Raw genomic sequence first — 23,815 nt, forward strand, 5'->3', positions numbered from 1 at the left:
GCCGTCGTCAGCGGCGCCGCCGCGAAATCTGCTGCGACAAGGCGATCAGCGGCAGCAGTCCGACGACGACGATGGCCAGCGACGCGCTGGCCGCTTCGCCTAGCCGTTCGTCCGAAGCAAGCGTATAGGCCTGCGTCGCCAGCGTGTCGAAGTCGAAAGGGCGCATCACCAGCGTCGCCGGTAATTCCTTCATCACGTCCACGAAAACCAGCAGGCCGGCGGTAAACAAGCTGCTGCGAACGATCGGCAGGTGCACCCGGCGTAGCGTCGCGGCTTGCCCGAGGCCCAGGCTACGCGCCGCATCGTCCATGTTTGGCGTGACCTTGGCCAGGCTGGTGCTCACCGCCTGCAAGGCGACGGCCAGGAAGCGTACCAGATAGGCATAGACCAGCGCGGCGATGCCGCCGGTGATCAGCAGGCCCGGGTTGACACCAAAGAACGCCTGCCATTGATCGGCCAGCCAGATATCGAGGCGGCTGACCGGAATCAGGACGCCAACGGCGATCACCGAACCGGGGACCGCGTAACCGAGACCGACCAGGCGGTTCAGCGCTCGCGCCGGTAGCCCTTTCGACAAGCGCGCGCCATAGGCGAGCAGGACCGCCAGGGCGACGGCAATGGTCGCCGTCAGGCCGGCCAGCAGGAAGCTGTTGCGGACCATCTGGAAGAAATGCTCGCCAAAGCGCGCCTGCCCGTCGGCCAGTGCCAGCCGCAGCAAGAGGTAGGCCGGCAGCACGAAACCAATGCTCAGCGGCAGCGCACAGAGCGCGCTCGCCAGCCAGCCACGCCAGCCCGGCAAGAGCTGGCCAGTGCGCTGGCGGTGGCGGCCGGTGGTGTCATGAAAACGCGACCGCTTGCGTGAGCTGCGCTCGATCAACAGCAGGAGCATCACGAAGAGCAGCAGCGCCGCGGCCAGCTGGGCGGCGGCGATGCGATCACCAAGCGAGAACCAGGCGCGGTAGATGCCGGTGGTGAAGGTCTGTACGGCGAAGTACGAAACCGTCCCGTAATCGGCGAGTGTCTCCATCAGCGCCAGCGCGGTACCGGCCGCGACGGCTGGCCGGGCCAGCGGCAGCGAGACGCGGAAGAAGCTGCGCCAGGGTCCGAGACCGAGCGTTCGCGACGCTTCCAGCATGCCGCTGGCACGCTCCAGGAAAGCCGTGCGGGTCAGTAGGTAAACGTACGGATAGAGGACGAAGATGAACATGCTCACCGCACCGCCGAGGCTGCGCACTTCCGGAAACCAGTAGTCGCCCTTGCTCCAGCCAAAGGACTCGCGCAGCAAGCTCTGCAGCGGGCCGACGAACTGCAGAAAGTCGGTGTAGACATAGGCCAGGACGTAAGCCGGCATCGCCAGTGGCAAGACCAGCGCCCACTCGAAGAAGCGTCGTCCGGGAAAATCGTGCATGCTCGTCAGCCACGCCGTGGCGACGCCGACGACGATCACTCCGAGACCGACGCTCAGGCACAGTACCAGAGTATTGGCGACGTATTCCGGCAGGACCGTCGCCGCCAGATGCGACCAGGTCGCGCCGGTACCGCCGCTGAAGATGTTCGCCAGAACACTGACGACCGGCAGGCTGACCAGCGCGGCGACGGCGGCGGCAACCAGGAGCAGGGGATTGAGGTGCGAGCGGGTCATGGTTCAATCGGCTAAATGAGAATTATAATTGACAAGCACCCTTGTTCGATCTTCCCGGCTTGACGGCGTGCGCGCCGCCGCGGCAGGCGCCAGCCGATCTCTTCAATGGCAGCACCCGACGACCAGGCATTGATGGCCCACCTCGAACTCGCAGGAATCGTTCAGCGTTACGGATCGCACACCGTCGTCGATGGCGTCGACTTTCGCGTCGCAACGGGCAGCATCGCTTGCCTGCTTGGGCCATCCGGCTGTGGCAAGACGACGCTGCTGCGCTGCATTGCCGGTTTCGAGGAGATTGCCGCCGGTGAGATTCGCGTCGGCGGCCGGAGCGTCAGTCGCGCCGGTTGGCGCGTGCCGCCGGAAAAGAGACAGATTGGCATGGTTTTTCAGGACTATGCCCTGTTTCCGCACCTCAGCGTCGCCGCCAACGTCGGTTTTGGTCTGGCGGCGCTCGCCGCCGGCGAACGGCGCCAACGCGTCGCCGACTTGCTGAGCACCGTTGGTCTCGCTGGTCAGGGCGGCAAATATCCGCACGAACTGTCGGGCGGCCAGCAACAACGCGTCGCGTTGGCGCGCGCTCTGGCGCCGCAGCCGCAGCTGCTGCTGCTCGACGAACCCTTCTCCAACCTCGACGTCGGTCTGCGCGAACGCCTGTCGCTGGAAGTGCGCGAGATCCTGAAGAGTCAGAACATCACCGCCGTGCTGGTCACCCACGATCAGAACGAAGCCTTTGCCATGGCCGACGAAGTCGGTGTCATGGCCGCCGGAGTCATCCAGCAATGGGATAGCCCGTACCGCTTGTACCATCAGCCGGCGAACCGTTTTGTCGCCGATTTCGTCGGCCAGGGTGTTTTCGTCGCCGGCATGGTGATTGACGACAGCCGCGTCGAGGTCGAACTGGGCGTCCTCGAGTCGCGTTTGCCGCTCGAATGCAGCCTGGGTTGCGATGATTGCGGACGCGGTTGTGGCGTCGAAGTGCTGCTGCGCCCCGACGATATCATCCACGACGATGCCAGCGAGCTGTTGGCCGAGGTCCGGCACAAGGCCTTTCGCGGTGCCGAGATCCTCTATACGCTGCGCCTCGAGAGCGGTGTCGAAGTCCTGTCGCTGGTCCCCTCGCATCACAATCACGCGCTTGGCGAGAAAATCGGTATCCGGCTCGACGTCGACCATGTCGTCGCCTTCAAGACGCCGACCCGCGCTTTTCCGGCGAACGGCCAGGCCATCCAGTTCCAGCGATGATTCCCTGGCTCGAAGGCAAGGAACGCTTCCCGGCGCTCGATAGCGCGCTGCTCGAGCCGAATGGCCTGCTCTGTGCGGGCGGCGACTTGTCGCCGCAACGGCTGCTCGATGCCTACCAGCACGGCATTTTCCCCTGGTATTCGGACGGCGAGCCAATCCTCTGGTGGAGTCCGGACCCGCGCATGGTCCTCGATCCAGCCGAATTCCGCATCTCGCGCTCCTTGCGCCGCTGCTTGCGCGCCGGCCGCTGGCAGGTGACGCTGGACCGTGATTTCCCGGCGGTTGTCCGGGCCTGCGCCGAAGTGCCACGCGCCGGCCAGGACGGCACCTGGATCGTCGGCGACATCCAGCGTGCCTACTGGCAGCTGGCGCAGCTGGGATTCGCCCACTCGGTGGAGACCTGGCTTGATGGCCGGCTGGTCGGTGGTCTCTACGGCCTGGCCATCGGCCGCATGTTCTACGGCGAATCGATGTTCTCGCGGGTCAGCGACGCCTCCAAGGTCGCCGCGGCGCATCTCGCACGCTTCCTTGAAGGCGAGGGCTACGGCATGATAGATTGCCAGATGAGTACGCCGCACCTGGCGTCTCTGGGAGCGCGAGAGATTCCTCGCGCTGTTTTCATCGACCGCCTGCATGTCCTGGTCGCGGTCGCCTGGCAGCCTGGCCGCTGGCCCATCGACGGCGCCAGCCAACCCTGGACCTAGCCAATGGCGCGACTCAACGACTCCGAGCTGCCCTTCTCGCTGCTGCAGTTCTACGCCACGGCGCCCTACGCCTGCAGCTACCTGGCCGGCGAGCGTGCGCGTTCGCAGGTCGCCGCACCAAGCCACCTGATTGGCACCGAGGTCTACGGCGAACTCGTTCGCAGCGGCTTCCGACGCAGTGGCCTGTTTACCTACCGTCCGAAGTGCGACGACTGCCAGGCCTGCGTGCCGGTGCGGATCCCGGTCAAGGCTTTTGCGCCCAACCGCAGCCAGCGCCGTAGCGTCGGCATGCACGCCGCGCTGCAAGCGCGCGAAATGCCGCTGCGCTTCAGCGACGAGCACTATCAGCTCTACCTGCGCTACCAGTCGGCCCGCCATGCTGGCGGCGGCATGGATCAGGACAGCCACGACCAGTACGCGAATTTCCTGTTGCAGAGTCGCGTGGACACCCGCCTGGTCGAATTCACCGAGGACGGCGTGCTGCGCATGGTGAGTATCCTGGACGTGCTCAACGACGGCCTGTCTTCGGTCTACACCTTCTACGATCCCGAACTGCAGTCGGCCAGCTTCGGGACCTACAACATCATCTGGCAGATCGCTCAGTGCGCGGCCAACGGCCTGCCTTATCTGTATCTGGGCTACTGGATCGGCGCCAGCCGGAAAATGGCTTACAAGGCCAACTTCAAGGCCATCGAGGGGCTGATCGACGGACAGTGGAGCGATCTGCGAGAGCATCTCGCGGCACAGTCCGGCGCGTTTTCCCGATAGAATGTCTGCTTTGCTCCACACCGACCTGCGTACATGTCCAGCAAGAAAAGAACGACCGCTACGCGCTCGGCGCCTGGCGCTGCCCCGCTTTCCCCCGAGGTGCGCGCCAGACAGGCGCTTGACGCGGCTCACTATCGCGAGGCGATAGAACTCCACAAAGCCCTGCTCAAGCAGGAGCGCCGCGGCGAGTGGCTCGATGGCCTGGCCGACAGCTATGCGGGTCGCGCCGCAGAGCTGGCCGCCAAGGGGATGTTTCCCGAGGCGCTGGTGGTCTGGCGCAATCGCGCCACGCTGTGCGCTCGGCCGCTCCTCGAAGGGCCCTACCTCGACTGGCTTCTGCGCGCCGGCGAACACGCCGCCGCGCTGCGCTTGCTGAGCACCACTGATGGACTATCGGCGACCGCGGCGGCCGAGCTGGAAACGGCTTTGGCGGCGGTGGTGTTGACGTCGCCCGACAGTGACTTGGCGCTGCTCACTGCCAACAGTCCCTTGTTGCGCCATCGGGCGAACGCCCTGGCGGCCATCGCCGCTTGCTGCCGGGGTGATCACGCCGAACTCGACGAGCATTTGCGCGCGATACCTTTCCGTTCGCCGTATCGCGACCTTCGTTTCCTCCTGAAGTCGCTGGCGCTGCTCGGCAGTGACCCGGCGCAGGCTGCCGAGCTGATCGCCCGGGTGGTCGTTGGCGGTCCTTTTGAAGCGCTCGCCAAAGTCGTTCGCGCCGCCATCGTTCCCGATGGTCGTTGGCTCGCCGCCCTGCACACGCTCGACGAAGACGGGCGGCAATTGCTGCTCGATCTCAAGGGCTGCCCGGAAGATGGTCGTTCGCTGCTCTTCGACCTGGCCAGGCTCGGTAGCTTGCCGGCGCCGGCCAAGGTCGTCGAACTGCTGCTGCGGCGCAAGGGCGGCTTGTCGGCGCCGGCGGCGACTCTTTGCCTACGGCTGTTGCCGTACGCCGACGCACGCATCGCCGCATACCATGGCGCTTTTGCGGCGCTGGACGAGGGCGCGCGCGTGTGCAGCGCGGCGCTGGCCGCCGAACTTCACAACGATCTGCGACGTGCCGAGGCGCAGTGGCTGCGTGCCGCCGATTTACTGCCGCCGCTGCCGGCGGCGCTGGTCCTGCGTCATCTGTTTGAACTGATCGTCGGCGACGGCGACCTTGCCAGTGGCGACGAAGAGTGCGTTTCCTGGCTTTATCGCAGTCTGGCGCTCGACCCCGACGACGTGGCGACCTACCTGAAGCTGAGCAGGATTTACCGCCAGACGCGCGAGCTCAAGGCGGCAAGGGCAATTGTCGAGCGCGCGCTGGAACGTTTTGCCAACGATGCGGCGGTTCTTCTCGAGGCCGTCGAGGTCGCGCTGGCCGGCAATGCCTTCAAGAAAGCGGTGGGCCTGGCCAAGCGCGTGCTCGAACTCGACCCGATCAATTCGCGGGTGCGCGCGCTGATCGGGCAGGCGCATCTTTCACACGCGCGCAAACAGATCCGCGCGCGCCGACGCGATGCCGCCGCCAAGGAACTCGATCTCGCCGCGCAGTGGCTCACTTCCGCGAGCGAGCGCAGCGTCGTCAAGCTGTTGCGCGGCCTGAGTGCCGACGATCAGCCGGCGACGGCGCTGCTCTGCGACGCCGCCGGCGAACTCGCTGAGCTCGGCGGCAATCTGCTGGCCGCTTTTCACGTCTTGCTGGAGTGCGTCCGCGTCGATAGCCCGGCGCCGGCGAGCTTGCGTCGTGCCGGCATCGATCTGTCGGGCAAACCGACGACGCGTGAAGTCGTCGCCGTGGCGCACGCACTGAACGCGCTCGACGAAGACGGCGCGCGGCTGCTGCCGCGGGTGCTCGACTCGCTGCGCGCGCCGCTACGCCGCGCGGCGGCCAATGACTTCAGCGAAGCCGAAGCGATTGCCATCTGCGAAGCGCTGCTGCGCCGCGACGAGCGCTCCCTGCTGCAGGCGTTTGCCGACGTCGGCTTGAAGCGCTGGCCGGCGCGGCCGATCTTCGTCTATTTCACGACCTTCGCCAGGCATGGTTCGCGGGCGTGTTTCGTCATCTCCGATCGTGAAGGAAGGGCTCTCGAGCGCGCCCACGACGAGGCACTCGACGCGGGTGATCAACGGACCGCGCTGCGCATCCACGAGCTACTGAGCCCGCCGGCGACCTTCGACGGCGGTGCGCCTGACGACTTTGGTGGTTTTGGCGGCCTCGAGGACATCTTTACCGACTCTGGCGAGGCGCTGCGCAATCCGCGCACGGCGCTGGAAATGATGCTTCAGGTCGGCGGCGAAGAGGAAGTGATCCGCACGCTTCGCGAGGGCTTCTCCGACGGCGAGTTCCGGCAATTTGCGCGCGCCGCTGGCGGTAACCGCAAGAGACTGGCGCGCTTGTTGATCGACGCCGTCGTCGAGAGTATGGAGCAGTCGCTCGGCGCGGCTCCGCTGGACGCCTTGCCGCCACCGGCGCCGCGTCCTCGCCAGCCGCCAAAACCGCCCGTGCCGCCGGTCCACGACGACCGGCAGAAAGATCTGTTCGATGATTGACCCCTACCGCGTCCTTGGCGTCGAAGTCGGTGCCAGCGATGAGACGATTCGCAGCGCTTATCTGACGGCGGTCCGCGAATCGCCGCCCGAACGCGACCGCGCGCGTTTCGAAAGCGTTCGTGCGGCCTACGAAGCGATTTCGGATCAGCGCCGACGCCTCGCGCACCAGCTCTTCGACTGTTCGCCGCCGACTGTCGATGACGTGCTGAGCGTCATCAGCAGTGATTTCGTTCCGCAGCTGCCCAGCGAGCGGCGTTTGCTGCGCGTTCTGGGGGCGAAATGACGCCAATGATGGCACCGTCGCCAGTCCCGAACGCGTTTTCTGCCGACGATAAAGAGCGTCTGGTCGACGAGTTCCGCGCGTGTCTCGACCAGCTCGCACGGCTGGCTGCTGCAGATGACGTGTCGGCCGATGAAGCAGGCGGCGAAACGTTCGACGGCGACCGGCCGGCGGTCGACCTGGCGACGCTGCTCGGCGAGATGGCGGTGCTCAAGAACGAGCTGCGTCTGCAATCGCGGCAGTTCAAGAATACGCTCGACGAGTTGCGATGCTTTGGCGGCGACCTGCGCGCGCACAGCGAGCGGCTGCAACACGAGCTCGAGCGCGCCCGCGAGCAAGCGGCGGCAGCGCAGCGCCAGACCGAACGACAGTTTCTGCTGGCGCTGCTCGACCTGCGCGACCGCCTGCAAAGTGGCGTCGACGCCGCGCAGCGGCCGCCACCGTCGCTGCTGGCGCGCGTCTTTCCTGGCCCGACGCGTCTTGCCGCGAGCCTGGCCGAGGGACAACGGCTCACGCTGCAACGCCTCGACGAGTTGCTCGCCGGCCATCGCGTCCGACCGATGCGGGTGGTCGGCGAAGCCATCGATCCCGAGCGCATGCGGGTGCTCGGTGTCGAAGCCGCGGCGGCAGCCGACGGCACCGTTCTGCGCGAGGTCCAGCGCGGATTTTTCCAAGACGGCGAGCTGTTGCGTATCGCCGAAGTCATAGTCAGCAAGAAAGCGAACAGAACATGATAGAAACGATCATCGGCATCGATCTCGGGACCACCAACTCCGAGGTGGCAATCGTCCGTGACGGGCGCGTCGAGGTCATCGAGGTGGCGCCTGGTATCCGTATTCTCCCTTCGGTCGTCGGCGTCGCCGACGACGGCAGCCTGCTGATCGGCGAAGCGGCGCGTAACCAGTACGTTCTGCATCCCGAGCGCAGTGTGCGCTCGATCAAGCGCCGGATGGGCGAGTTCACGGCGGTGCACATGGCCGGCAAGGACTACAGCCCGCAGGAGATTTCGGCGATGATCCTGCGCCGGCTGCGCGAGATTGCCGAGGCGCATATCGGCGCGACGGTGAGCAAAGCGGTGATTACCGTGCCGGCGTATTTCTCCGACGCGCAGCGGCAGGCGACGCGCGAGGCCGGCGAGATTGCCGGCCTCGAGGTGATGCGGATCATCAACGAACCGACCGCTGCCGCGCTGGCTTACGAAAGCTGCCACCACGGCGCGCACAAGGCGCTGGTCTATGACCTTGGCGGTGGCACTTTCGACGTCTCGGTGGTCAATCTGGAAAGCGCCGTCGTCGAGGTGCTCGCCAGTCACGGCAACAATCACCTGGGCGGCGACGATTTCGACCTGCAACTCGTCGCCTTTGCCGTGGCGCACCTGCAAACCAAGCACGACATCGATGTCCGCGACAACGCGGTGGCCATGGCTCGCCTGCAGCGCGCCGCTGAAGCGGCCAAGATCACGCTGTCGGACCAGCCCTACGCGACCTTGTCCGAGGAGTTTCTGGCCGAAAAGGACGGTGTGCCGGTGCACCTCTCGCTTGAGATCGCGCGCGATGAATACGAGGAGATGATCGAACCATTTGTTGCCGAAACGATAGAGGCGGTGCACGTGGCGTTGAGTGGCGCCGGTCTGACGGTCAGCGCGATCAACGAAATCCTGCTCGTCGGCGGCGCGACGCGAACGCCGCTGGTGCAGCGGCGACTAGAGCAGGAGCTCGGGCTGCAGCCGCGTGCGGACGTCGATCCCGACCTTTGCGTGGCCATGGGCGCGGCCATCCAGGCAGCGGTAATCGCCGGCGGGCAGGCGCCGACGGTGCTCGTCGACGTCACGCCCTATACCTTCGGGACCAGCGCCATGGGTTCGTTCAACGGTGACATCTATCCGTATTGCTTTGTGCCGCTGATCCGCAAGAACACGCCGATTCCCGTTTCCCGTAGCGAAGCTTTCTGTACCGTTTACGACGGCCAGTCCAGGGTAGATGTCAATGTCTATCAGGGGGAAGACCCGGACGCGCTGAACAACATCGAGATCGGGCGCTTCACCATCGCCGGATTACGCGATGCCCCCGCAGGCAACCCGCTGATCACCACCTTTTCGCTCGACGTGAACGGCATTCTGCAGGTGACTTCGCGCGAGAAGGAAAGCGGTCTGGTGCACTCGATCACCATCGACAACGCCATCGGCCGTTTTGCCGGCGACAAGTTGCTCGCTGCCCGCGAGCGCATCGACGAACTGTTTGACGATCAGGACGCGGGGCCAGAGCGCGCCGGCGCAGAAGGCGGTGGGTCTGGCGATGGCGTCGACGGCCGGCGCCTGCGCATCGAGGCGAGTGCGCTGATCGAGAAAGCCGAACGCCTGTTGGCCAGCGCGGGTGCCGAAGACGCGGAAGATTTGGTGAATGGCATCGAGGCCGTCAAGGATCTCCTGGCCGGCAGCGAAGGCGAACTCAAGTCGGCGATGGACGCGCTTGCCGATCTGCTCTACTACCTCGATGCCTGAAGTTCTCGACCGCTGTCAGGCTTGTCGCGCGCGCCTGGCCGAGAATGCCGTCTGTCCGCGTTGTGGCTGTGATTTCTCGCTGGCGCGGCAGGCGCTGGTGCAGGGCCGCTGCCGCCTCGAGCAAGCGCTGCGTTCGCTGGCAAGCGGCGACCGGGCGGCGGCCCGGGCGCACGTCGATGCTTCGCTGGCGCTGAACAGACTGCGGATGGCCGACGCGCTCAAGAGCTTCCTGGCCGATGAGCGGCAGTCGACCAGAACCGCGCCCGCGGAGGACTCTCGGGTGTCAGTTGTGCCACCGCGCGGTGGCGTAACCGAGCCAGCCCGCCACCGGCATAGTGAATTGCTGGAACTGGATTGCTCGGGGCTTCAGGAATAATCAGCGCCGACGCCTGCGGGCCATCCCTTGTGGTCGATGTGGTGAACATCAGCCGCTTGTCGCTACCAGCGTAGCACCGGCAGGTGGTGCGCTTTCATTGGCCGGTGCTTCTTCCCTGGTCAGCACGTCGAGCAGCGTGGCGATTCCCTCGGCTGCATGTTCGAGCGCTTTCAGATCTTCGGCGGTGACGCTGCCGGACGCCGACTGCAGTCGCTGCGAGACCTCGAGTACGCGTTCGCCATGGCGCAGCAGGCGGCCACGAATGGCGTTGAGTTGCTGCAGCTTGGCAATTGTCGCCCGGCGCAGATCCTGCAACGCCTCGTCTTTCTCTTCGTTGCTGCTGGCGCGCAGCAGCTCGCGGCGGGCGCTTAGCTCGTCCATCGATTCCTTCCACCAGAGCAGGAAGGTCGTTCGGTGATCGACCAGTGCGTTCAGCGATTCGCCCATCGAGTTGATTTCATCACGGCCACCGCGGTACGTCGGGACACGGCTGCTCGGCCTGCCGTAGGCCAGGCTGTCGAGCAGGCCGGCCATTTGCCGGACCGGGCGGACGATGCGCGCGGTGATCGCCAGCGCCAAGACGATCGCCAGCGCGATGGCGCCGCCCATGACGATCAGGCTCCAGTGGGCGCTCTCCTGCGAGGAGGCGTTTATTTCAGCGACCCGGCTGGCCATCATCTGGTTGGCCTGATCGACGTTCTGCTTGACCAGCGGCGCGACGCGATCAGCGGCTGCGTTCATCTCGCGGGTCAGCCTCGTGATGCTTGAACTCTGTGCCACCAGCGCCAGGAAGTCTCGCTCGTACGCTTGCAGCAGGTCGATCAGCAGCGCCTTGTCGGCCGCGGCGATCGCCGAGGCGGCGATCTGCGAGCGAATCTTCTCGGCGATGTCGACGACCATCGGCGGGTAGGATTCGTCGCCGCGCAGCAGGAAGTCCTTTTCGCGCCGCCGCAGTTGCAGCACGCTGGCCTCCAGGTTGGCGACGCGATAAGCGTTGAGCGTGGCCTCGATGTGGTGCGCCGCATCACGGAATGGCCCTTTGCCGCCATCGATATTGCCGGACTTGAGCGCACGCTCGGCGTAGGGCTCGAAGGTCCTGGCATAGGTTGTCAGATCGACCAGCAACTGTTGCTTGACGGTACTCTGCAGTTCCGAAGTCTCGACCAGTTGACGCAACTCGGCGAGCAGCTGGCGAACGCGTTCGCCGTACGCGGGATCCTGTCGCAAGGCCAGGTCTTTCTCGCTGCGGCGGATCTGCAAGAGCAGCGTGTACAGGCGGTCGACGTTGTAGCCCGCCGAAAGCGCCTGCAGCCGATGGACCTTGTCGCGGAAAGCGCCCTGCAGCCCGGAGTCCTCGTTCAGACCCATCACCCGCCAGGCCTTGGCGACCGCTGCGAAGTTCGTCTGGTAGGAACTCACCAGCCCCTGCAGGGCGTCTGCCGTTTGCTGCGAGTCGTGATCGACGGCAGCCAGCGCTGACACCTTGCCGAGCAGCGTTTGCAGACGCTGCTCGGTCGCCTCGGCATCTTCCTGCCGGTGCTCGATCAGAAAGCGTTTTTCGGCATCGCGAACGGCAGCGAGCTCGATCTCGATTTCGAGTGCCAGCGACTTCCGCAGTTCGAAGCTCTGCAACTGCTGGTAGTCGCCGAGCACCGACTGCAGCGTCTGGTGGTACTGCCAGACGACGCCGACGAACAGCAGGCCGACGACGGCGAAGCCGATGCCAATCTTCTCGCCGATGCGTAGTTTGCTGAAAAACTTGTCCACCTGTGCCTCCTGGCCGTGAAAGTCGGCGCCCGCGTTCGCGCGCAGACGTCCTCGACGAGCCTAGCGGTCGCTTGTGTCGAAGGCATGACGGCCAGCGCTGTGGCGCACGCGGTCGGTCGCCTCGCCGCGCTGGGGGCGGCGGTCGACTACTTCACTAGCGCGAACTGGTGTTGGTTTTTTGCGGCTGGGGGCGACAGGACTTGCCGCCCGCGGCAGTCGATGCTGGCGCGATCGAGGTCAGCAGTGGCGAGCGTGTCGAGCGTCGGCGCGGCGTCGAACGCGCCGAGTGAAGGTGATTCGGGATCGCTGTCGGGGCGGCGGAAGGAAAAGTGTGCGCTGCACGCTCGCACCTTCCGCCGCCCCGACATCACATCGCCAGACTAGCCGCGATGACCCTGCAGCTTCTTAGTAACGTCGCGCGGTGCGCCGGGCGACGCCGGCGTAGCTCACCGGCGTGAGAGGCCGGCCGACGATCGCTTCGGCGCTCGGGACGAGGCCGTGAATTCCTGGAAGCGCGAGTTGCTCGCCGACTTCAGATCCGAGAACGATGATCGCCGTGGCCATCACGAAAATTGCAACTGGTTTCAGCTTGCTCATTTGCTTGCTCCTTTGGTGAAGTGTTCGGGCAAGTCACCCGTACCCTTGAGATCTTCAAGCTTGACCATGGTCGCCTTGCTTGTATTCTTGAACGCAAAACCATCTGCCTTGACGGCTTTCCCGGTCTTCCAGTCGCTGAACTGGATGGCGTAACTCGGGCCATTCGGCACGCGCTTGGAGGTGATCACATAACGGCAGGGATAAGGCTTGTCGCCATGCGCGATCCAGATCTGCCAATCGACGTCCTTGCTGCGAAAAGCCAGCGAATCACATTCCACACCACCGATCACGCCGCTGCCCAGATCCTTGATGTCTTCGACACCCTCCATCAGCATATCGTAGGAATTGGTCAGCAGCAGGTCTGCGGCGGGCAGGGGGCGGTCGTACTTGTCGCGCATCACGTCAACCAGATGATCGATCGAGCCGGGTATCTCGACCTGCGTATAGGCATTCAGGTTCTTGCCCAGGATGGTCAGCGTTTTTCCGTCGAAGGACATGGCCACATCGGCGAAGCCGCCGGCGCGCGTTGCGCGAATCTTGTCGGGCCGATTGACGACGACCTTGCCCGAACTCGCCAGCCCGAGAATCTGGTCTTCAGGCGTGACTACTTCGAGTGTGGCGTCGTAGCTGAACGACAGCGCCTGTTGCGCGGCCAGGTAATCCGACATGCCCTTGAGCAATCGTTTGGCATCGGCCTCGTCGGCGTTCGCACGGGTCGATATTCCCAGGGCAAGGGCTACGGAAAGCGCTAGTACGGGAAGGCTGCGTTTTGAGAAATTGACTGGTTTTCGTACGTCTGGATTCATTGAGGGCTACCTTTCCTGAGTGGAGATCCCGCGGGCGTGACGGGGAGCCTAGTCTAGCGTGAATCGAGCCGGCGTGCAGCGCTGGCGGCCGCGCGGCGATGCGTTTGACGCCACTGCAGCGGCGACACTTCCTGCCAGGGCTTGAAGGCATGCGTGAACGCGCTGGCACTGGAATAGTCGAGCACCACGGCGATTTGCCCCAGCGACAGGTCGGTATTGCCGATCAGTCGCAGCGCCAGACCGCAACGCGTTTCGTCGAGTAATTGCCGGTAGCTGCTTCCCTGGCGCTCGAGCAGGCGGTTCAACCGGCGCGGGTTCATCGACAGCTCCGCGGCGACGCTGGCGAGCGAGCAGCGCTGCAGGACGACCAGCGCCTGCAGCACGCGGCGAGTCTGCGCGAGCGGGTCAAGGTCGTGACGACCACGGATGCTTTCCAGTTCCTCCTGCAACAGCTTGCAGCGACCGGCGTCGGCGCCGGCGATCGGCAGGCTCAGATCGCTGGCGGGAAAGACCAGCAAGGAACTCGCGGCGTCAAACTCGACCGGGCACTGAAAGAACTGTCGATACGGTCGCACGTTCTCCGGACGGCGTCGCGAGAGCAGCAGCGCGCGTGCTTTCCAGTTCGGACCGCACAACCGGCGCATGATGTTCTGCGCGATGACCAGCGTGCCGTCGTAGATCTGGTCGACGCCGGCGAGCGGACCGGCGAACAAGGTGTAGCCGAGCGTAGCGGTGTGGTCTTCGATCGTGCGCGTTGCCATCCCGGCGCGATCGTGCAGATGCAAGTAATTCTGCAGGTGCGCCAGTGCCGTGCCGACGTCGGCACAGTGCGGCAGCAGTTCGCCGACCATGCCGAGCGAAGACGCGCTTTGATTCTGCGCGAGAAGCAACGCGAAGTGCGGGCAGCCAGTGAGCGCCGCGCAGCGTTCAAGCAGTTCGCCACAGGTCTGTGGCGAGATCAGATTGTCGGGGTCGGTGAACAGTTCGCCAGAGACTCCGACGCTGGCGAAAAGCGCTTGCGCGTCTACGTCGAAGCGCTCGATTGCCTGCGCGATGTTGGTCAGCGGGCCAACGCGGGAAAAGCCCTCCGGAACTTCGCCGTAGGCTTTCTTCAGAGGCAACATGACTTGGCTATTCCCCATGGCGAGTGTTCACGGTCAGCCCGTGACGGTGTCGCAAATTATCAAGCAATCCGGTACGGAAGCGTCGACAATCCTGCCATTGCCGGGCCAGGGTTGGCACGTGCTGCAGGCGATGCTGCAGCCCGGCGCTGCCGGGAATCGCGGACCGCTTCGCGGCCGCTATTGATCGGCCAGGGCGCTGTCCGCAGGTGGCGCGAAGAGGTCGGCGAGTAACATGCACCTGGGGTTTTCCGGGCGCAGATTCTTGATTGAAAAAGGAGGCTTGAAAATGAAAATGTCTTATTGCGGGGCAGGACTGCTGGCCGCCTTCGTCGGTTTGGCGAACCCGGTCTATGCGAGCGACGCCAGCAAGGCGGCCGTCAGCGTTCCGGCGAAGGAATCGGCCGAGGCCAAAGCGCTTGAAAAGGCGATGACCCCGGGTGCGGGCCAGAAGCGGCTGCAGGCGATGATCGGCACTTTCGACGTCGCCATCCGCACCTGGGTCGATCCGGCGAAGCCGCCGATCGAATCGTCGGCGACCAGCGTCAGCGCCTGGGTGCTCGGCGACCGCTACGTCCAGATGATGCTCGCCGGCGATGTGCAGGGGCAGCCCTTCAGTGGCATTGGCTACATTGCTTTCGACAACGTCAGCAAGCTGTATCAGGCGACCTGGATGGACAACGGCAGTACCGGCATGATCTGGTACCAGGGCGGTTTTGACGCCTCCGGCAAGTCGGCGACGATGCAGGGCTCGGTTCCCGACCCGCTGACCGGCAAGCCTTCGCCGGTCGAGATGCGCATGCACGTTGCCGACGACGGCGGCCACGTCACCGAGCTGTGGGGCAAGGGCCTGGGCAGCAAGATGTTCAAGATGATGGAACTGCGTTACACGCGCAGCAAGTAGTCGAGCTGACTGGACAAGGAGACGGAAGATGAAGCAAAACGAAACGGGCAGGATGTCTTCACGACGGAAGCTGCTGGGTGGGTTGGCTCTGCTGGCGTGCACGCAGCCCGCCTGGGCGATCTTCGGCGTCTGGCGTCGCGCAGCACGGCGGACGGTGATCGTTGCCGGCGCGGCGACCACAGCTGCGGTGGTCAGCGACAACGCTGCCGCCTCGCAGGAGGCCGCCGCGGCGTCGGCGCAGGCGGCAGCGGCAGCCGCCCAGCAGGCCGCTGCCGCTGCCGATCAGGCCGCGGCGCGCGCCAGTCAGAGCAAGACGCCGCAGCAGAAACTCAAGGAGCTGCAGTCGCTCTATGAGCAGGGCTTGATCAGCGCCAGTGATTACGAGTCGGCGAAGGCCAAAGTTGTCAATCAGATCGCGCAGTAAGTGGGGCGGGTCACGCTGGTCGACACCTGCGCACCGTGCCGTCCGATCGAGAACGGCGAGCCGGTCGTCGACGGCCAGGACCTGGTGTACAGTTACGAGCTGAGCGAAGGCAAGATGCCGAAGGCCGGCGGAGCAAGCGCCCTGTTCATCGACTGGATTGCTCCCGGTGGTGAAGTGGAGGTCGGATTCCTCGGTGTCGGGATCGGCTGGCGGTAAGGGCGATTGGCGGAGGCAAAGAGGGCGTCGGGATTGCTCACGATCAATGGTAGGGCGGCCACGGCGGCTTTCCCACCGGACTGACGGCAATTCCGGACTGACGGCAATTCAACCAGGGTGGGCGAAATGATCAAGTTACGAGTATCGATGAGCGACGGGCGCCGCATGGCGGCAACGGTCGCGTGCTGTGCCGGCGTACTGGCTGCGGGGCAGGCGGCAGCGGGTGGCCTGATTCTTTATGAGGTTGGCACGGCCGACGTCGGCCTGGCTTCCGCGGGCTACGGGGCGCGCGCGCAGGACGCGTCGACCGTGCTCAGCAACCCGGCCGGGATGACTCGCCTGGAGGGCACCCAATTCCTGGCTGCGGGGCAGGCGCTGTGGAGCAACACGCGCTTTTCGTCGGCAACGGGAACGTTGCCGAGGCTGGGTGGCGACGATGGTGGGCACGTGCTCGGGTCGGACGGCTGGTTCGTCGGCGGTGGTGGCTTCCTGAGCTACAGCGTGTCGCCCGATCTCAAGCTTGGCTTCGCGCTGACCGGCAACTTTGGCATGCCCTTGAACTACGACAACGACTGGGTCGGGCGTTATTACGTTCAGAACACCACCCTGCTTGGAGTCTCTTTCCTGCCGTCGATTGCCTACAAGGTGGACGACAAACTGTCGTTGGGCGCGAGCGTGAACGCCATGTACGGCAAGTACACCAACCAGGTGGCGATCAACAACGTTGCGCCGGGCTTCGGCGACGGGCGGCTCAAGCTCGAGGATAATACCTGGGGTTGGGGTCTCAACCTCGGCATGCTCTACGAAATCGATCCGGGTACTCGGCTGGGGCTGACCTGGAATTCGCAGATCGATCTCGATTTCAAGGCGTCGGCGAAGTTCTCGGGTCTCGCCCCCGGGCTGGCGACGGTCCTCGGCAATCGTGGCGCGCTGAATTCGGATATCAAGGTCGGTATCAAGGTGCCGCAGCAGGTCATGGGCAGTGTTTTCACGCAGGTGAACGATCGTTGGGCGGTACTGGGCAGCGTCGGTTGGCAGCAGTGGTCGAAGTTCGGCCAGGTCCAGCTGGGGATCAATAACGCGTCGACCGACACCAGCCTGAGCACCGACCTTGATTTCAAGGATACCTGGCACGTCGCTGCCGGCGCGCAGTACCGGATCAGCGAACCCTGGCTAGTCAATTTCGGCCTTGCCTACGACTCGAGCATGCAGTCTGGCAATGTCTCGCCGCTGCTGCCGGTCGGTTCGGCGTGGCGCTTCGGCGTTGGTGGCGAGCAGACCTTGAGCAAGAGCGCCTCCTGGGGCGTTGCCGCGGAGTACCTCTACGGTGGAACGCTCGACACCGATTTGCGGAGCACGCTGCCGGTGGTGGCAGGCGGGCGCGGTGACCTCGTTGGCTCGTACAAGAATATCGGGACGATCTTCGTTGCCGCCTACTACAACTGGAAGTTCTAGGGTGCGCTGTGCCAGCGGCGAACCGACCGTCGGATGAGCGCGGTGCCGGTGGATGGGGCTGATGAGTGAAGCGCCCACCGCCCTGCAGCCGCTGATTGCCTGCCAGGAGTGCGATCTGCTGCAGCGCATCCCGCCGCTGCCCGTGGGCGGCCGGGCGCGCTGCGCGCGCTGCGGCTTCGCGCTGGCGGCACGTCCGACCGATCCGCTCGAGCTGCCGCTGGTGCTCACGCTGACGGCGCTGATCGTCTTCGTCGTTGCCAACGTCATGCCTCTGATGGATCTGTCGGCGGTCGGGCGCTACGCCAGCACGACGATTCTCGGCGGCGCTCGCCAGATGTGGCTGGACGATGAACGGATCACGGCGATGATCGTCACTTTCTGCGCGGTGATCGCGCCCGCGCTCTACCTGCTTCTGATGCTGACCGTGCTGCTCGCTGCGAGACGGCCACCACTGCCGCACTGGGGCGGCGAGTTGTTGCGCTGGAGCTTGCACATGCAACCGTGGGCGATGTACGACGTGATGTTGCTGGGCATTCTCGTGGCACTGATCAAGATCGCCGAGCTGGCGACCGTGGATCCCGGCGTCGGGATGTACGCGATGGGTCTGCTGGCTGTTCTGCTGCCGGCGATTTCGGTTAGTTTCGACGCTCGCGAAGTCTGGAAGCTGGTCGAGTGGAAGCATGGCGACGATTGCGCTGCAGCGGCTTTCGGCGAAGAGAATTACGCGGAGCGCGGCCAATGAGCCGCACCGCCCTTACCGGTGCGCAGGCCGGACTGGTCTCCTGCGAAACCTGCAAGTTGCTGACGCGGCCGCTGCACGCCGAGCATGTCGGCCACTGTCCGCGCTGCGGCGCGACACTCGAAGTGCGCCGCGTGCAGTCCTTGCAGCGTACTTGGGCGTTGATCATCGCCGCGGCAATCTGCTACATTCCGGCCAACCTGTTGCCGGTGATGGTCAGCAATACCTTTGCCACGTCTGACGCCGAAACGATCATGGGCGGCGTCGTCTTTCTGTATAGCTCGGGATCGTGGCCGCTGGCGCTGATCGTGCTTGTCGCGAGCGTCATGGTGCCGCTTGGCAAGCTGCTGGCGCTCGCTTACCTTCTGGTCAGCGTTCAACGCGGCATGGCAGTGCGGCATCGTGAGCGCGCGCGCCTGTTCAGGATCGTCGTCTTCATTGGTCGCTGGTCGATGCTCGACGTTTTCGTCGCCACCTTCACCGTCGCGTTGGTGCAATTGCAGCCGCTGATGTCGGTGCTGCCGGGGGCTGGCGTGCTGTTCTTCGCAGCGGTGGTGGTGCTGACCATGCTGGCGGCCGAGAGCTTCGATCCCCGCCTGATCTGGGATGTGGCCAACACGGCAAATAATATGGAGAAGCACGATGGCTGACGGTGGCGAACGCGACGACCTCCCGCAGGCGACGGTCGTGGCAAAGAAGCGGACGCGGGTGTCGACGGTTTGGGTGATTCCGATCCTTGCCGCGGTCGTCGCCGTCGGCATCGCGGTGCAACGCGTTCTCAGCGAAGGCCCGAGCGTCACGATCGTTTTCAAGAATGCGCAGGGCATTGAGGCTGGCAAGACGGTCGTCAAATACAAGGACGTCAACATCGGTCAGGTGGCCGCCGTGCAGCTTTCCGACGATTACAGCAGCGTCAAGGTGACCGCCAAGATTGCCAAGAGTGCCGCCGGCCTGATGGTCGAGGACGCCAAGTTCTGGGTCGTCGAGCCACGCATCACGCTGAGCGGCGTATCGGGTCTCGGCACGCTGCTCTCGGGCAACTATATCGGTTTCGAGGCCGGCAGGTCGGACAGCAGCGAGCGCAGCTTCAACGGCCTCGAAGTGCCGCCGATCATCACCGGCGATCAGCCCGGGCGGCAGTTCCTGCTCAAGGCCGACGACCTGGGCTCACTGGGAATTGGCTCGCCGGTCTACTACCGACGCCTGCAGGCCGGCCAGGTCGTCGCTTTCGAACTGGCCAAGGACGGCAAGTCGGTCGAGGTCAAGGTCTTCGTGCACGCGCCATACGACCAGTTCGTCAACCCGGGAACTCGTTTCTGGAACGCCAGCGGCGTCGACGTCTCGCTCGGAGCCAGCGGTCTGGACGTGCGCACACAGTCGATGGTCGCGCTGGTCGCCGGCGGCCTGGCATTCGAGACGCCGCCGTTTTCGCCGCCAGCGAAACCTGCGGCTGCCGATACCGAATTCACGCTGCATGGCGATCAGACGACAGCGATGAAGCAGCCCGAACCGATGGCCAGACGCTACGTTCTTTATTTCAACGAATCACTGCGCGGCTTGTCGGTCGGCGCGCCGGTGACGCTGCTCGGCTTGCCGGGCGGCGAAGTGACCAGTATCGGGCTCGATGTTGACCCGGTGAGCCAGCGTCTCCGCGGCCGCGTCGAGTTCGTCGTCTTTCCCGAAAGGCTGATGGCGCAAATGTACGACGCCAAGCGTGTCCGCGGCGAGATGCTGGCGCGCGTCAGCCCCCGGCGCGAGGCGTTCTTCGAACGTATGGTCGAGGATTTTGGCCTGCGCGCGCAGATTCAGAGCGGCAACCTGCTGACCGGCCAGCGTTACGTGTCCTTCGATTTTCACCCAGATGCGCCGAAGGCAAAGGTCGACTGGAGCCAGGAAAAATCGGTGGTGCCGACGATCCCGAGCACTCTCCCGAACTTCGAAGCGAAGATCGGGAGCATTCTCGCCAAGCTCGACAAACTGCCGTACGAGGCGCTCGGCGCCGACACCAGGAAAATGCTGGTGACGCTCAACCAGACGCTGAAGGACACCGACAAGGCCGTCAAGCGCTTTGACACGGACGTGACGCCCGACTTCAAGAAGACGCTTGACGAGATCCGCCGCGCCACCGCGTCGGCCGACTTGATGATCAAGAATACCGACAAGTCGCTGCTGGCACCCGACTCACCGGGGCAACAGGATTTGCGCGAAGCGATGCGCGAGGTCGCCCGCGCGGCGCGTTCACTGCGCGGGCTGACCGACTATCTCGAGCGCCACCCCGAGGCGCTGCTTCGCGGCAAGGACTGAGACCAAGGAGAAACCCTCATGCGTCACCTGACTGTCATCGCCTGTCTGCTGCTGGCCATCGTCAGCGCTTGCGCTTCGCCGCCGTCGCGCTTTTACACCTTGAGTGCGGCGACAGCTGGCGCCGGCAGCGGCAGCGCGGCCACGCTGTCGGTCGCCGTCGGCCCGGTGTCGCTGCCGGCCGTGGTCGATCGACCGCAGATCGTCGTGAATAGCGGCGCCAACGAGGTGCGGCTGGACGAGTTCAACCGCTGGGCGGGGCCGCTGCAGGACAACATCGCGCGCGTGCTGGCCGGCAATCTGGCGCAGGAACTCGGTACGGCCCGCGTCTGGCCCTATGGGCAGACGGCGCAGTCGAGCGCCGATTACCAGGTACTGATCGACGTCCAGCGCTTTGACTCGACGCTCGGCGATGCGGTGCTGATCGAAGCGCTGTGGACGGTCCGCCCGGCGGCTGGCGGCGCGTCGAAGAGCGGCCGCTCGCAAGTTCGCGAGACGATCGCCGGTAGTGGCTTCGAGCCGCTGGTAGCGGCGCACAGCCGCGCCCTGGCGCGCGTCAGCAGCGATATCGCGGCAGCGATCCGGGCGCCGTGAAGCGGATGTCGTCAGCGCTGGACAGTGAAGCCGTGTGCACAAGGCTCAGCCACCGGCTAGTCGCCGCGCTGGTCGGAATCCTCGTGCTCCTGCTGGCGCTGCCGCTGCGCGCGGAAGACGCGCCACCGGCTGACCTGGCGCACGGCATCGCCATCGAGAACGCCCGCCTGGCGAGCCAGATTACGGCCACGAAGACGGCGCTCGAACAGGCGCGCAGTGACCTGCTGCTGCTGCGCAAGAGTCGGCACGAACTCGATCAGCGCCTGCAGCGAATCGAGCAGCACGCACGCGCGCATGCTCTCGGCCAGGTATTTGCGCAGACGGTGATCGAGCAATTGAGCGCGCTGCCCGGCGCCGAGAGTTTTGACGCCGAGCGTCGCCAGCGCGCGGCCCAGCTGGAAGCGGCGAGCGACGCCAGCCTGCGCGCCGAAAGCGCGCTGCAGGAACTTGCCGACATGGGCGTCGAGACAGCGATCGTGCTGCGCTTCGCGGCGCTGAAGCCACCGCTGCCTGATGCCTGGTGGCCGCAGTTCGACGCCGCGGCGCGACCGCGACTCGCTGAGCAGAGCAACTTGCTGCTTCGTCTCGACGAACTGCAGGAGCAACTGCTTGCAGCGCTGCAGGCGAATGACGCCGCCACGCTCGAACTGGCGAAGCGAACGCAGGCGGCGCGCGCGGAACTGACGCGTCTGCTGTTCTGGGTGCCCGCGCGACCAAGCCTGCAGACGATCAGCGAGTTGGCGCCGTCGTGGGCGTGGCTGAGTTCGGCCGCCAACTGGCGTGCCGCCGCGACCGCCCTGCTCCAGGAACTGGCCTGGCAGCCGTTCTGGCCGGCACTGACGGTGCTGCTGGCGGTCGGACTGTACCTCGGCCGCCGACGCTTGCAAGCCCGGTTGGTCGCGCTGGCACCGGCGAAGGCGAATTCCGAGCGCTACTGGATCGGCTATACCGTGACCGCATTGGCGATCACTTTCGCGCTGGCGCTGCCCGGTCCGCTGCTGATGCAGACGGCGGCCAAAGCGCTCGCCGCTGCCCTCGAGGCACAGTCGTTCGCGCTGGCGCTTGGAGCTGCCCTGGAGAAGACCAGCCAGCTGCTGCTGGCACTGTCGGCCTTTGCCTGGATGCTCGACCGGCGCGGCGTCGCCGGCGGCCATTTTGGCTGGGATGAATCCTTGCTGACCTTCACGGGACAGGCGCTACGCCGCTTTTCCCTGCTCTTCGTGCCGTTGATGTTCGTCGTGACGCTGAACGGACTCGACCACGCGCCCTACGCCAACCGCGAGAGCATCGGGCGGATGGCCTTCAGCGCGACAATGCTCGCCTTCGCCGCTTTCCTGGTTTACCTCCTCCGGCGCCAGAGTCCTCTGGTGCAGCGTTTGTGCGCGCGGGCGCCGCGCAGTTGGGCGGTGCGGCTGTATCCGCTGTGGTTTGGCGCCGCGCTGGCCGTGCCGCTGGGCATCGCGGCGCTCGCCGCCGCCGGTTACTTCGTCGCCGCCGGCTACTTCTTCGGCCATACGCTGAAGTCGCTGTTTCTGTCTCTTGGCGCGGTCGCGCTCTACGGTCTGATCGCCCTGTGGGTCCAGGTCGAACGCCGCCGCCTGAGCCGTCGGCAGGCTCTGGAGGCCTTGCAACAGGCCCGGGACGATGCGCAGGACGAGGGCGAGGCGGGCGGTGAAGCGGCGGATCTGCCGCCGCCAAGGCTGGACATCGCGGCGATCAGCGAGCAGACGCGATCGCTGCTCGACCTGTTCATCACGCTGCTCCTGCTCGGCGGCCTGTGGTGGGTGTGGAAAGGCGGCGTGCCGGTACTGTCGGTGATCAGCGACTACACGCTGTGGACCTACCATGCGACGGTCGATGGCCAGAGCACGACGCTGCCGCTGACCGTTGGCAACCTCTTTCTGGCGCTGCTCGTCGTCGTCGTCACCGCGGTCGCCGTGCGCAACGTCGGCGCGCTGCTCGACATCGTGCTGCTGCAGCGCTTCGAGATCCAGGCCGACGCCACCTACGCCATCAAGGTCATCACCCGCTACGCGCTTGCCGCCGTCGGCATCGTCAGCGCTTTCAGCATTCTCGGCGTCGGCTGGGGCGATGTGCACTGGCTGATCGCCGCCATGGGCGTCGGCCTCGGCTTCGGTCTGCAGGAGATCGTTGCCAATTTCGTATCCGGGCTGATCGTTCTCGCCGAGCGGCCGATCCGCATCGGCGACGTCGTCACCGTCGGCAGTGTGACCGGCACCGTCGCCCGCATCCGCGCGCGCGCCACCGCGGTTGTCGATTTCGACGGCAAGGAGGTGATCATTCCGAACAAGGCGTTCATCACCGACACGGTCGTCAACTGGACGCTCTCCAACCAGACCACTCGCCTCCTGATCAAGATCGGCGTTGCCTACGGCAGCGACCTCGCGCTCGTGCAACGCGCGCTGCTGGCGGCCGTGCAGGGCAACGGCGGCGTGCTCTCCGACCCGGCGCCGTCGGTGTACTGTGTCGACTTCGGCGACAGCTCGATCGACTTCGAGATTCGTGCCTTTGTCGATTCCTTCGACAAGCGCCTGCGCGTGCAGCACGAGATCAACCTCGCAGTCGAGCAGGCGTTGCGCGCGCAGGGCATCGAGATCCCGTTCCCGCAACGCGACCTGCACGTCCGTTCGGCAGCCGGCCTGGTCGGTATAATGCACGGCCGCCAAGATCAGGACGATGGCTCGCCAACCCGTCTGGCGCCATCGGCATAAGCGATGTCGCGGCCGCGACGCCTGTCGCGCAAGGCCGGGATCGCGCATCAGCGGCGGTCGGTCGCGGACGATTTTTCCAACAGCGGCTCGAGCCGTCCCGTGGCGGCCG

The 23,815-nt window shown here is 65.3% G+C and carries 22 protein-coding genes; 17 read left to right on the forward strand and 5 right to left on the reverse strand.

All coding sequences use genetic code 11. The features are described from left to right. Nucleotides 1–7: 7 nt before the first annotated feature. Nucleotides 8–1,642 (reverse strand): iron ABC transporter permease, encoded by a 1,635-nt coding sequence (locus tag QZ656_RS08485; RefSeq protein WP_291992975.1) that lies wholly within the window; start codon nucleotides 1,640–1,642, stop codon nucleotides 8–10. A 132-nt stretch (nucleotides 1,643–1,774) separates the two neighbouring features. Between QZ656_RS08485 and QZ656_RS08490 the strand changes: the two genes are divergently transcribed. Genes QZ656_RS08490 through QZ656_RS08525 form a run of 8 tightly spaced genes read left to right on the forward strand, consistent with a single transcriptional unit; the run spans nucleotide 1,775 to nucleotide 10,050 of the window. Next, the gene (locus QZ656_RS08490; RefSeq protein WP_291993227.1) at nucleotides 1,775–2,884 is read left to right on the forward strand and encodes an ABC transporter ATP-binding protein; all 1,110 of its coding nucleotides are present in this window, start codon (nucleotides 1,775–1,777) and stop codon (nucleotides 2,882–2,884) included. Continuing rightward, a complete protein-coding gene (gene aat / locus QZ656_RS08495; RefSeq protein WP_291992976.1) occupies nucleotides 2,881–3,588 on the forward strand; it encodes a leucyl/phenylalanyl-tRNA--protein transferase in 708 nt (235 codons plus the stop codon). Before QZ656_RS08490 ends, aat begins: the two co-directional genes overlap by 4 nt. A gap of 3 nt (nucleotides 3,589–3,591) precedes the next feature. Beyond that, nucleotides 3,592–4,356: an arginyltransferase gene (locus QZ656_RS08500; protein ID WP_291992977.1), complete on the forward strand. Its 765-nt coding sequence runs from the start codon at nucleotides 3,592–3,594 to the stop codon at nucleotides 4,354–4,356. 33 nt (nucleotides 4,357–4,389) lie between these two features. After that, nucleotides 4,390–6,894 (forward strand): hypothetical protein, encoded by a 2,505-nt coding sequence (locus QZ656_RS08505; protein ID WP_291992978.1) that lies wholly within the window; start codon nucleotides 4,390–4,392, stop codon nucleotides 6,892–6,894. After that, nucleotides 6,887–7,177 carry a J domain-containing protein gene (locus QZ656_RS08510; protein ID WP_291992979.1) on the forward strand — a complete coding sequence of 97 codons (291 nt, stop codon included), beginning with the start codon at nucleotides 6,887–6,889 and terminating at the stop codon, nucleotides 7,175–7,177. Before QZ656_RS08505 ends, QZ656_RS08510 begins: the two co-directional genes overlap by 8 nt. Then, on the forward strand, nucleotides 7,174–7,908 hold the full coding sequence (gene grpE, locus QZ656_RS08515; protein ID WP_291992980.1) for a nucleotide exchange factor GrpE: 735 nt from the start codon (nucleotides 7,174–7,176) through the stop codon (nucleotides 7,906–7,908). Before QZ656_RS08510 ends, grpE begins: the two co-directional genes overlap by 4 nt. Continuing rightward, the gene (locus tag QZ656_RS08520; RefSeq protein WP_291992981.1) at nucleotides 7,905–9,674 is read left to right on the forward strand and encodes an Hsp70 family protein; all 1,770 of its coding nucleotides are present in this window, start codon (nucleotides 7,905–7,907) and stop codon (nucleotides 9,672–9,674) included. Before grpE ends, QZ656_RS08520 begins: the two co-directional genes overlap by 4 nt. Beyond that, nucleotides 9,667–10,050, forward strand: a complete 384-nt coding sequence (locus QZ656_RS08525) for a hypothetical protein (RefSeq protein ID WP_291992982.1) — start codon at nucleotides 9,667–9,669, stop codon at nucleotides 10,048–10,050. Before QZ656_RS08520 ends, QZ656_RS08525 begins: the two co-directional genes overlap by 8 nt. A gap of 48 nt (nucleotides 10,051–10,098) precedes the next feature. Here QZ656_RS08525 and QZ656_RS08530 read toward each other — a convergent pair whose 3' ends face one another. The 4 genes from QZ656_RS08530 to QZ656_RS08545 form a co-directional block, all read right to left on the reverse strand. Continuing rightward, nucleotides 10,099–11,817, reverse strand: a complete 1,719-nt coding sequence (locus QZ656_RS08530; protein WP_291992983.1) for a methyl-accepting chemotaxis protein — start codon at nucleotides 11,815–11,817, stop codon at nucleotides 10,099–10,101. Nucleotides 11,818–12,222: 405 nt separating this feature from the next. Next, the gene (locus QZ656_RS08535) at nucleotides 12,223–12,414 is read right to left on the reverse strand and encodes a hypothetical protein (protein WP_291992984.1); all 192 of its coding nucleotides are present in this window, start codon (nucleotides 12,412–12,414) and stop codon (nucleotides 12,223–12,225) included. After that, complete coding sequence (locus QZ656_RS08540) at nucleotides 12,411–13,220, reverse strand: DUF2092 domain-containing protein (protein ID WP_291992985.1); 810 nt, start codon at nucleotides 13,218–13,220, stop codon at nucleotides 12,411–12,413. Before QZ656_RS08540 ends, QZ656_RS08535 begins: the two co-directional genes overlap by 4 nt. Before the next feature lie 53 nt (nucleotides 13,221–13,273). Beyond that, nucleotides 13,274–14,344 carry an AraC family transcriptional regulator gene (locus QZ656_RS08545; protein WP_291992986.1) on the reverse strand — a complete coding sequence of 357 codons (1,071 nt, stop codon included), beginning with the start codon at nucleotides 14,342–14,344 and terminating at the stop codon, nucleotides 13,274–13,276. A gap of 286 nt (nucleotides 14,345–14,630) precedes the next feature. Between QZ656_RS08545 and QZ656_RS08550 the strand changes: the two genes are divergently transcribed. From QZ656_RS08550 to QZ656_RS08590, 9 genes are all read left to right on the forward strand, one after another. Further along, on the forward strand, nucleotides 14,631–15,245 hold the full coding sequence (locus QZ656_RS08550; protein ID WP_291992987.1) for a DUF1579 family protein: 615 nt from the start codon (nucleotides 14,631–14,633) through the stop codon (nucleotides 15,243–15,245). A 28-nt stretch (nucleotides 15,246–15,273) separates the two neighbouring features. Then, nucleotides 15,274–15,669, forward strand: coding sequence for an SHOCT domain-containing protein (locus QZ656_RS08555; protein WP_291992988.1), 396 nt, complete (start codon nucleotides 15,274–15,276; stop codon nucleotides 15,667–15,669). Next, nucleotides 15,670–15,885 carry a hypothetical protein gene (locus tag QZ656_RS08560; RefSeq protein WP_291992989.1) on the forward strand — a complete coding sequence of 72 codons (216 nt, stop codon included), beginning with the start codon at nucleotides 15,670–15,672 and terminating at the stop codon, nucleotides 15,883–15,885. Between the two features lie 126 nt (nucleotides 15,886–16,011). Beyond that, nucleotides 16,012–17,340: an outer membrane protein transport protein gene (locus tag QZ656_RS08565; RefSeq protein WP_291992990.1), complete on the forward strand. Its 1,329-nt coding sequence runs from the start codon at nucleotides 16,012–16,014 to the stop codon at nucleotides 17,338–17,340. Nucleotides 17,341–17,401: 61 nt separating this feature from the next. After that, nucleotides 17,402–18,082 (forward strand): paraquat-inducible protein A, encoded by a 681-nt coding sequence (locus QZ656_RS08570; RefSeq protein WP_291992991.1) that lies wholly within the window; start codon nucleotides 17,402–17,404, stop codon nucleotides 18,080–18,082. Then, complete coding sequence (locus QZ656_RS08575) at nucleotides 18,079–18,729, forward strand: paraquat-inducible protein A (RefSeq protein ID WP_291992992.1); 651 nt, start codon at nucleotides 18,079–18,081, stop codon at nucleotides 18,727–18,729. The genes QZ656_RS08570 and QZ656_RS08575 overlap by 4 nt, the downstream gene beginning before the upstream one ends. Further along, on the forward strand, nucleotides 18,722–20,383 hold the full coding sequence (locus QZ656_RS08580; RefSeq protein ID WP_291992993.1) for an MlaD family protein: 1,662 nt from the start codon (nucleotides 18,722–18,724) through the stop codon (nucleotides 20,381–20,383). Before QZ656_RS08575 ends, QZ656_RS08580 begins: the two co-directional genes overlap by 8 nt. A gap of 18 nt (nucleotides 20,384–20,401) precedes the next feature. Then, the gene (locus tag QZ656_RS08585) at nucleotides 20,402–20,974 is read left to right on the forward strand and encodes a PqiC family protein (protein WP_291992994.1); all 573 of its coding nucleotides are present in this window, start codon (nucleotides 20,402–20,404) and stop codon (nucleotides 20,972–20,974) included. A 32-nt stretch (nucleotides 20,975–21,006) separates the two neighbouring features. Beyond that, nucleotides 21,007–23,706, forward strand: a complete 2,700-nt coding sequence (locus tag QZ656_RS08590) for a mechanosensitive ion channel domain-containing protein (protein WP_291992995.1) — start codon at nucleotides 21,007–21,009, stop codon at nucleotides 23,704–23,706. Nucleotides 23,707–23,815: the final 109 nt, after the last annotated feature.

It is taken from the genome of Candidatus Accumulibacter sp. ACC003 (assembly GCF_907163085.1).
GTDB lineage: Bacteria > Pseudomonadota > Gammaproteobacteria > Burkholderiales > Rhodocyclaceae > Accumulibacter.

Coding starts and splice junctions, on each gene's coding strand:
- QZ656_RS08500 (WP_291992977.1), top strand. CDS start 3,592: ATGGCGCGACTCAACGACTCCGAGCTGCCCTTCTCGCTGCTGCAGTTC.
- QZ656_RS08525 (WP_291992982.1), top strand. CDS start 9,667: ATGCCTGAAGTTCTCGACCGCTGTCAGGCTTGTCGCGCGCGCCTGGCC.
- QZ656_RS08540 (WP_291992985.1), bottom strand. CDS start 13,220: ATGAATCCAGACGTACGAAAACCAGTCAATTTCTCAAAACGCAGCCTT.
- QZ656_RS08575 (WP_291992992.1), top strand. CDS start 18,079: ATGAGCCGCACCGCCCTTACCGGTGCGCAGGCCGGACTGGTCTCCTGC.
- QZ656_RS08505 (WP_291992978.1), top strand. CDS start 4,390: ATGTCCAGCAAGAAAAGAACGACCGCTACGCGCTCGGCGCCTGGCGCT.
- QZ656_RS08570 (WP_291992991.1), top strand. CDS start 17,402: ATGAGTGAAGCGCCCACCGCCCTGCAGCCGCTGATTGCCTGCCAGGAG.
- QZ656_RS08545 (WP_291992986.1), bottom strand. CDS start 14,344: ATGTTGCCTCTGAAGAAAGCCTACGGCGAAGTTCCGGAGGGCTTTTCC.
- aat (WP_291992976.1), top strand. CDS start 2,881: ATGATTCCCTGGCTCGAAGGCAAGGAACGCTTCCCGGCGCTCGATAGC.
- QZ656_RS08520 (WP_291992981.1), top strand. CDS start 7,905: ATGATAGAAACGATCATCGGCATCGATCTCGGGACCACCAACTCCGAG.
- QZ656_RS08510 (WP_291992979.1), top strand. CDS start 6,887: ATGATTGACCCCTACCGCGTCCTTGGCGTCGAAGTCGGTGCCAGCGAT.
- QZ656_RS08490 (WP_291993227.1), top strand. CDS start 1,775: ATGGCCCACCTCGAACTCGCAGGAATCGTTCAGCGTTACGGATCGCAC.
- QZ656_RS08585 (WP_291992994.1), top strand. CDS start 20,402: ATGCGTCACCTGACTGTCATCGCCTGTCTGCTGCTGGCCATCGTCAGC.
- grpE (WP_291992980.1), top strand. CDS start 7,174: ATGACGCCAATGATGGCACCGTCGCCAGTCCCGAACGCGTTTTCTGCC.
- QZ656_RS08485 (WP_291992975.1), bottom strand. CDS start 1,642: ATGACCCGCTCGCACCTCAATCCCCTGCTCCTGGTTGCCGCCGCCGTC.
- QZ656_RS08550 (WP_291992987.1), top strand. CDS start 14,631: ATGAAAATGTCTTATTGCGGGGCAGGACTGCTGGCCGCCTTCGTCGGT.
- QZ656_RS08535 (WP_291992984.1), bottom strand. CDS start 12,414: ATGAGCAAGCTGAAACCAGTTGCAATTTTCGTGATGGCCACGGCGATC.
- QZ656_RS08555 (WP_291992988.1), top strand. CDS start 15,274: ATGAAGCAAAACGAAACGGGCAGGATGTCTTCACGACGGAAGCTGCTG.
- QZ656_RS08580 (WP_291992993.1), top strand. CDS start 18,722: ATGGCTGACGGTGGCGAACGCGACGACCTCCCGCAGGCGACGGTCGTG.
- QZ656_RS08565 (WP_291992990.1), top strand. CDS start 16,012: ATGATCAAGTTACGAGTATCGATGAGCGACGGGCGCCGCATGGCGGCA.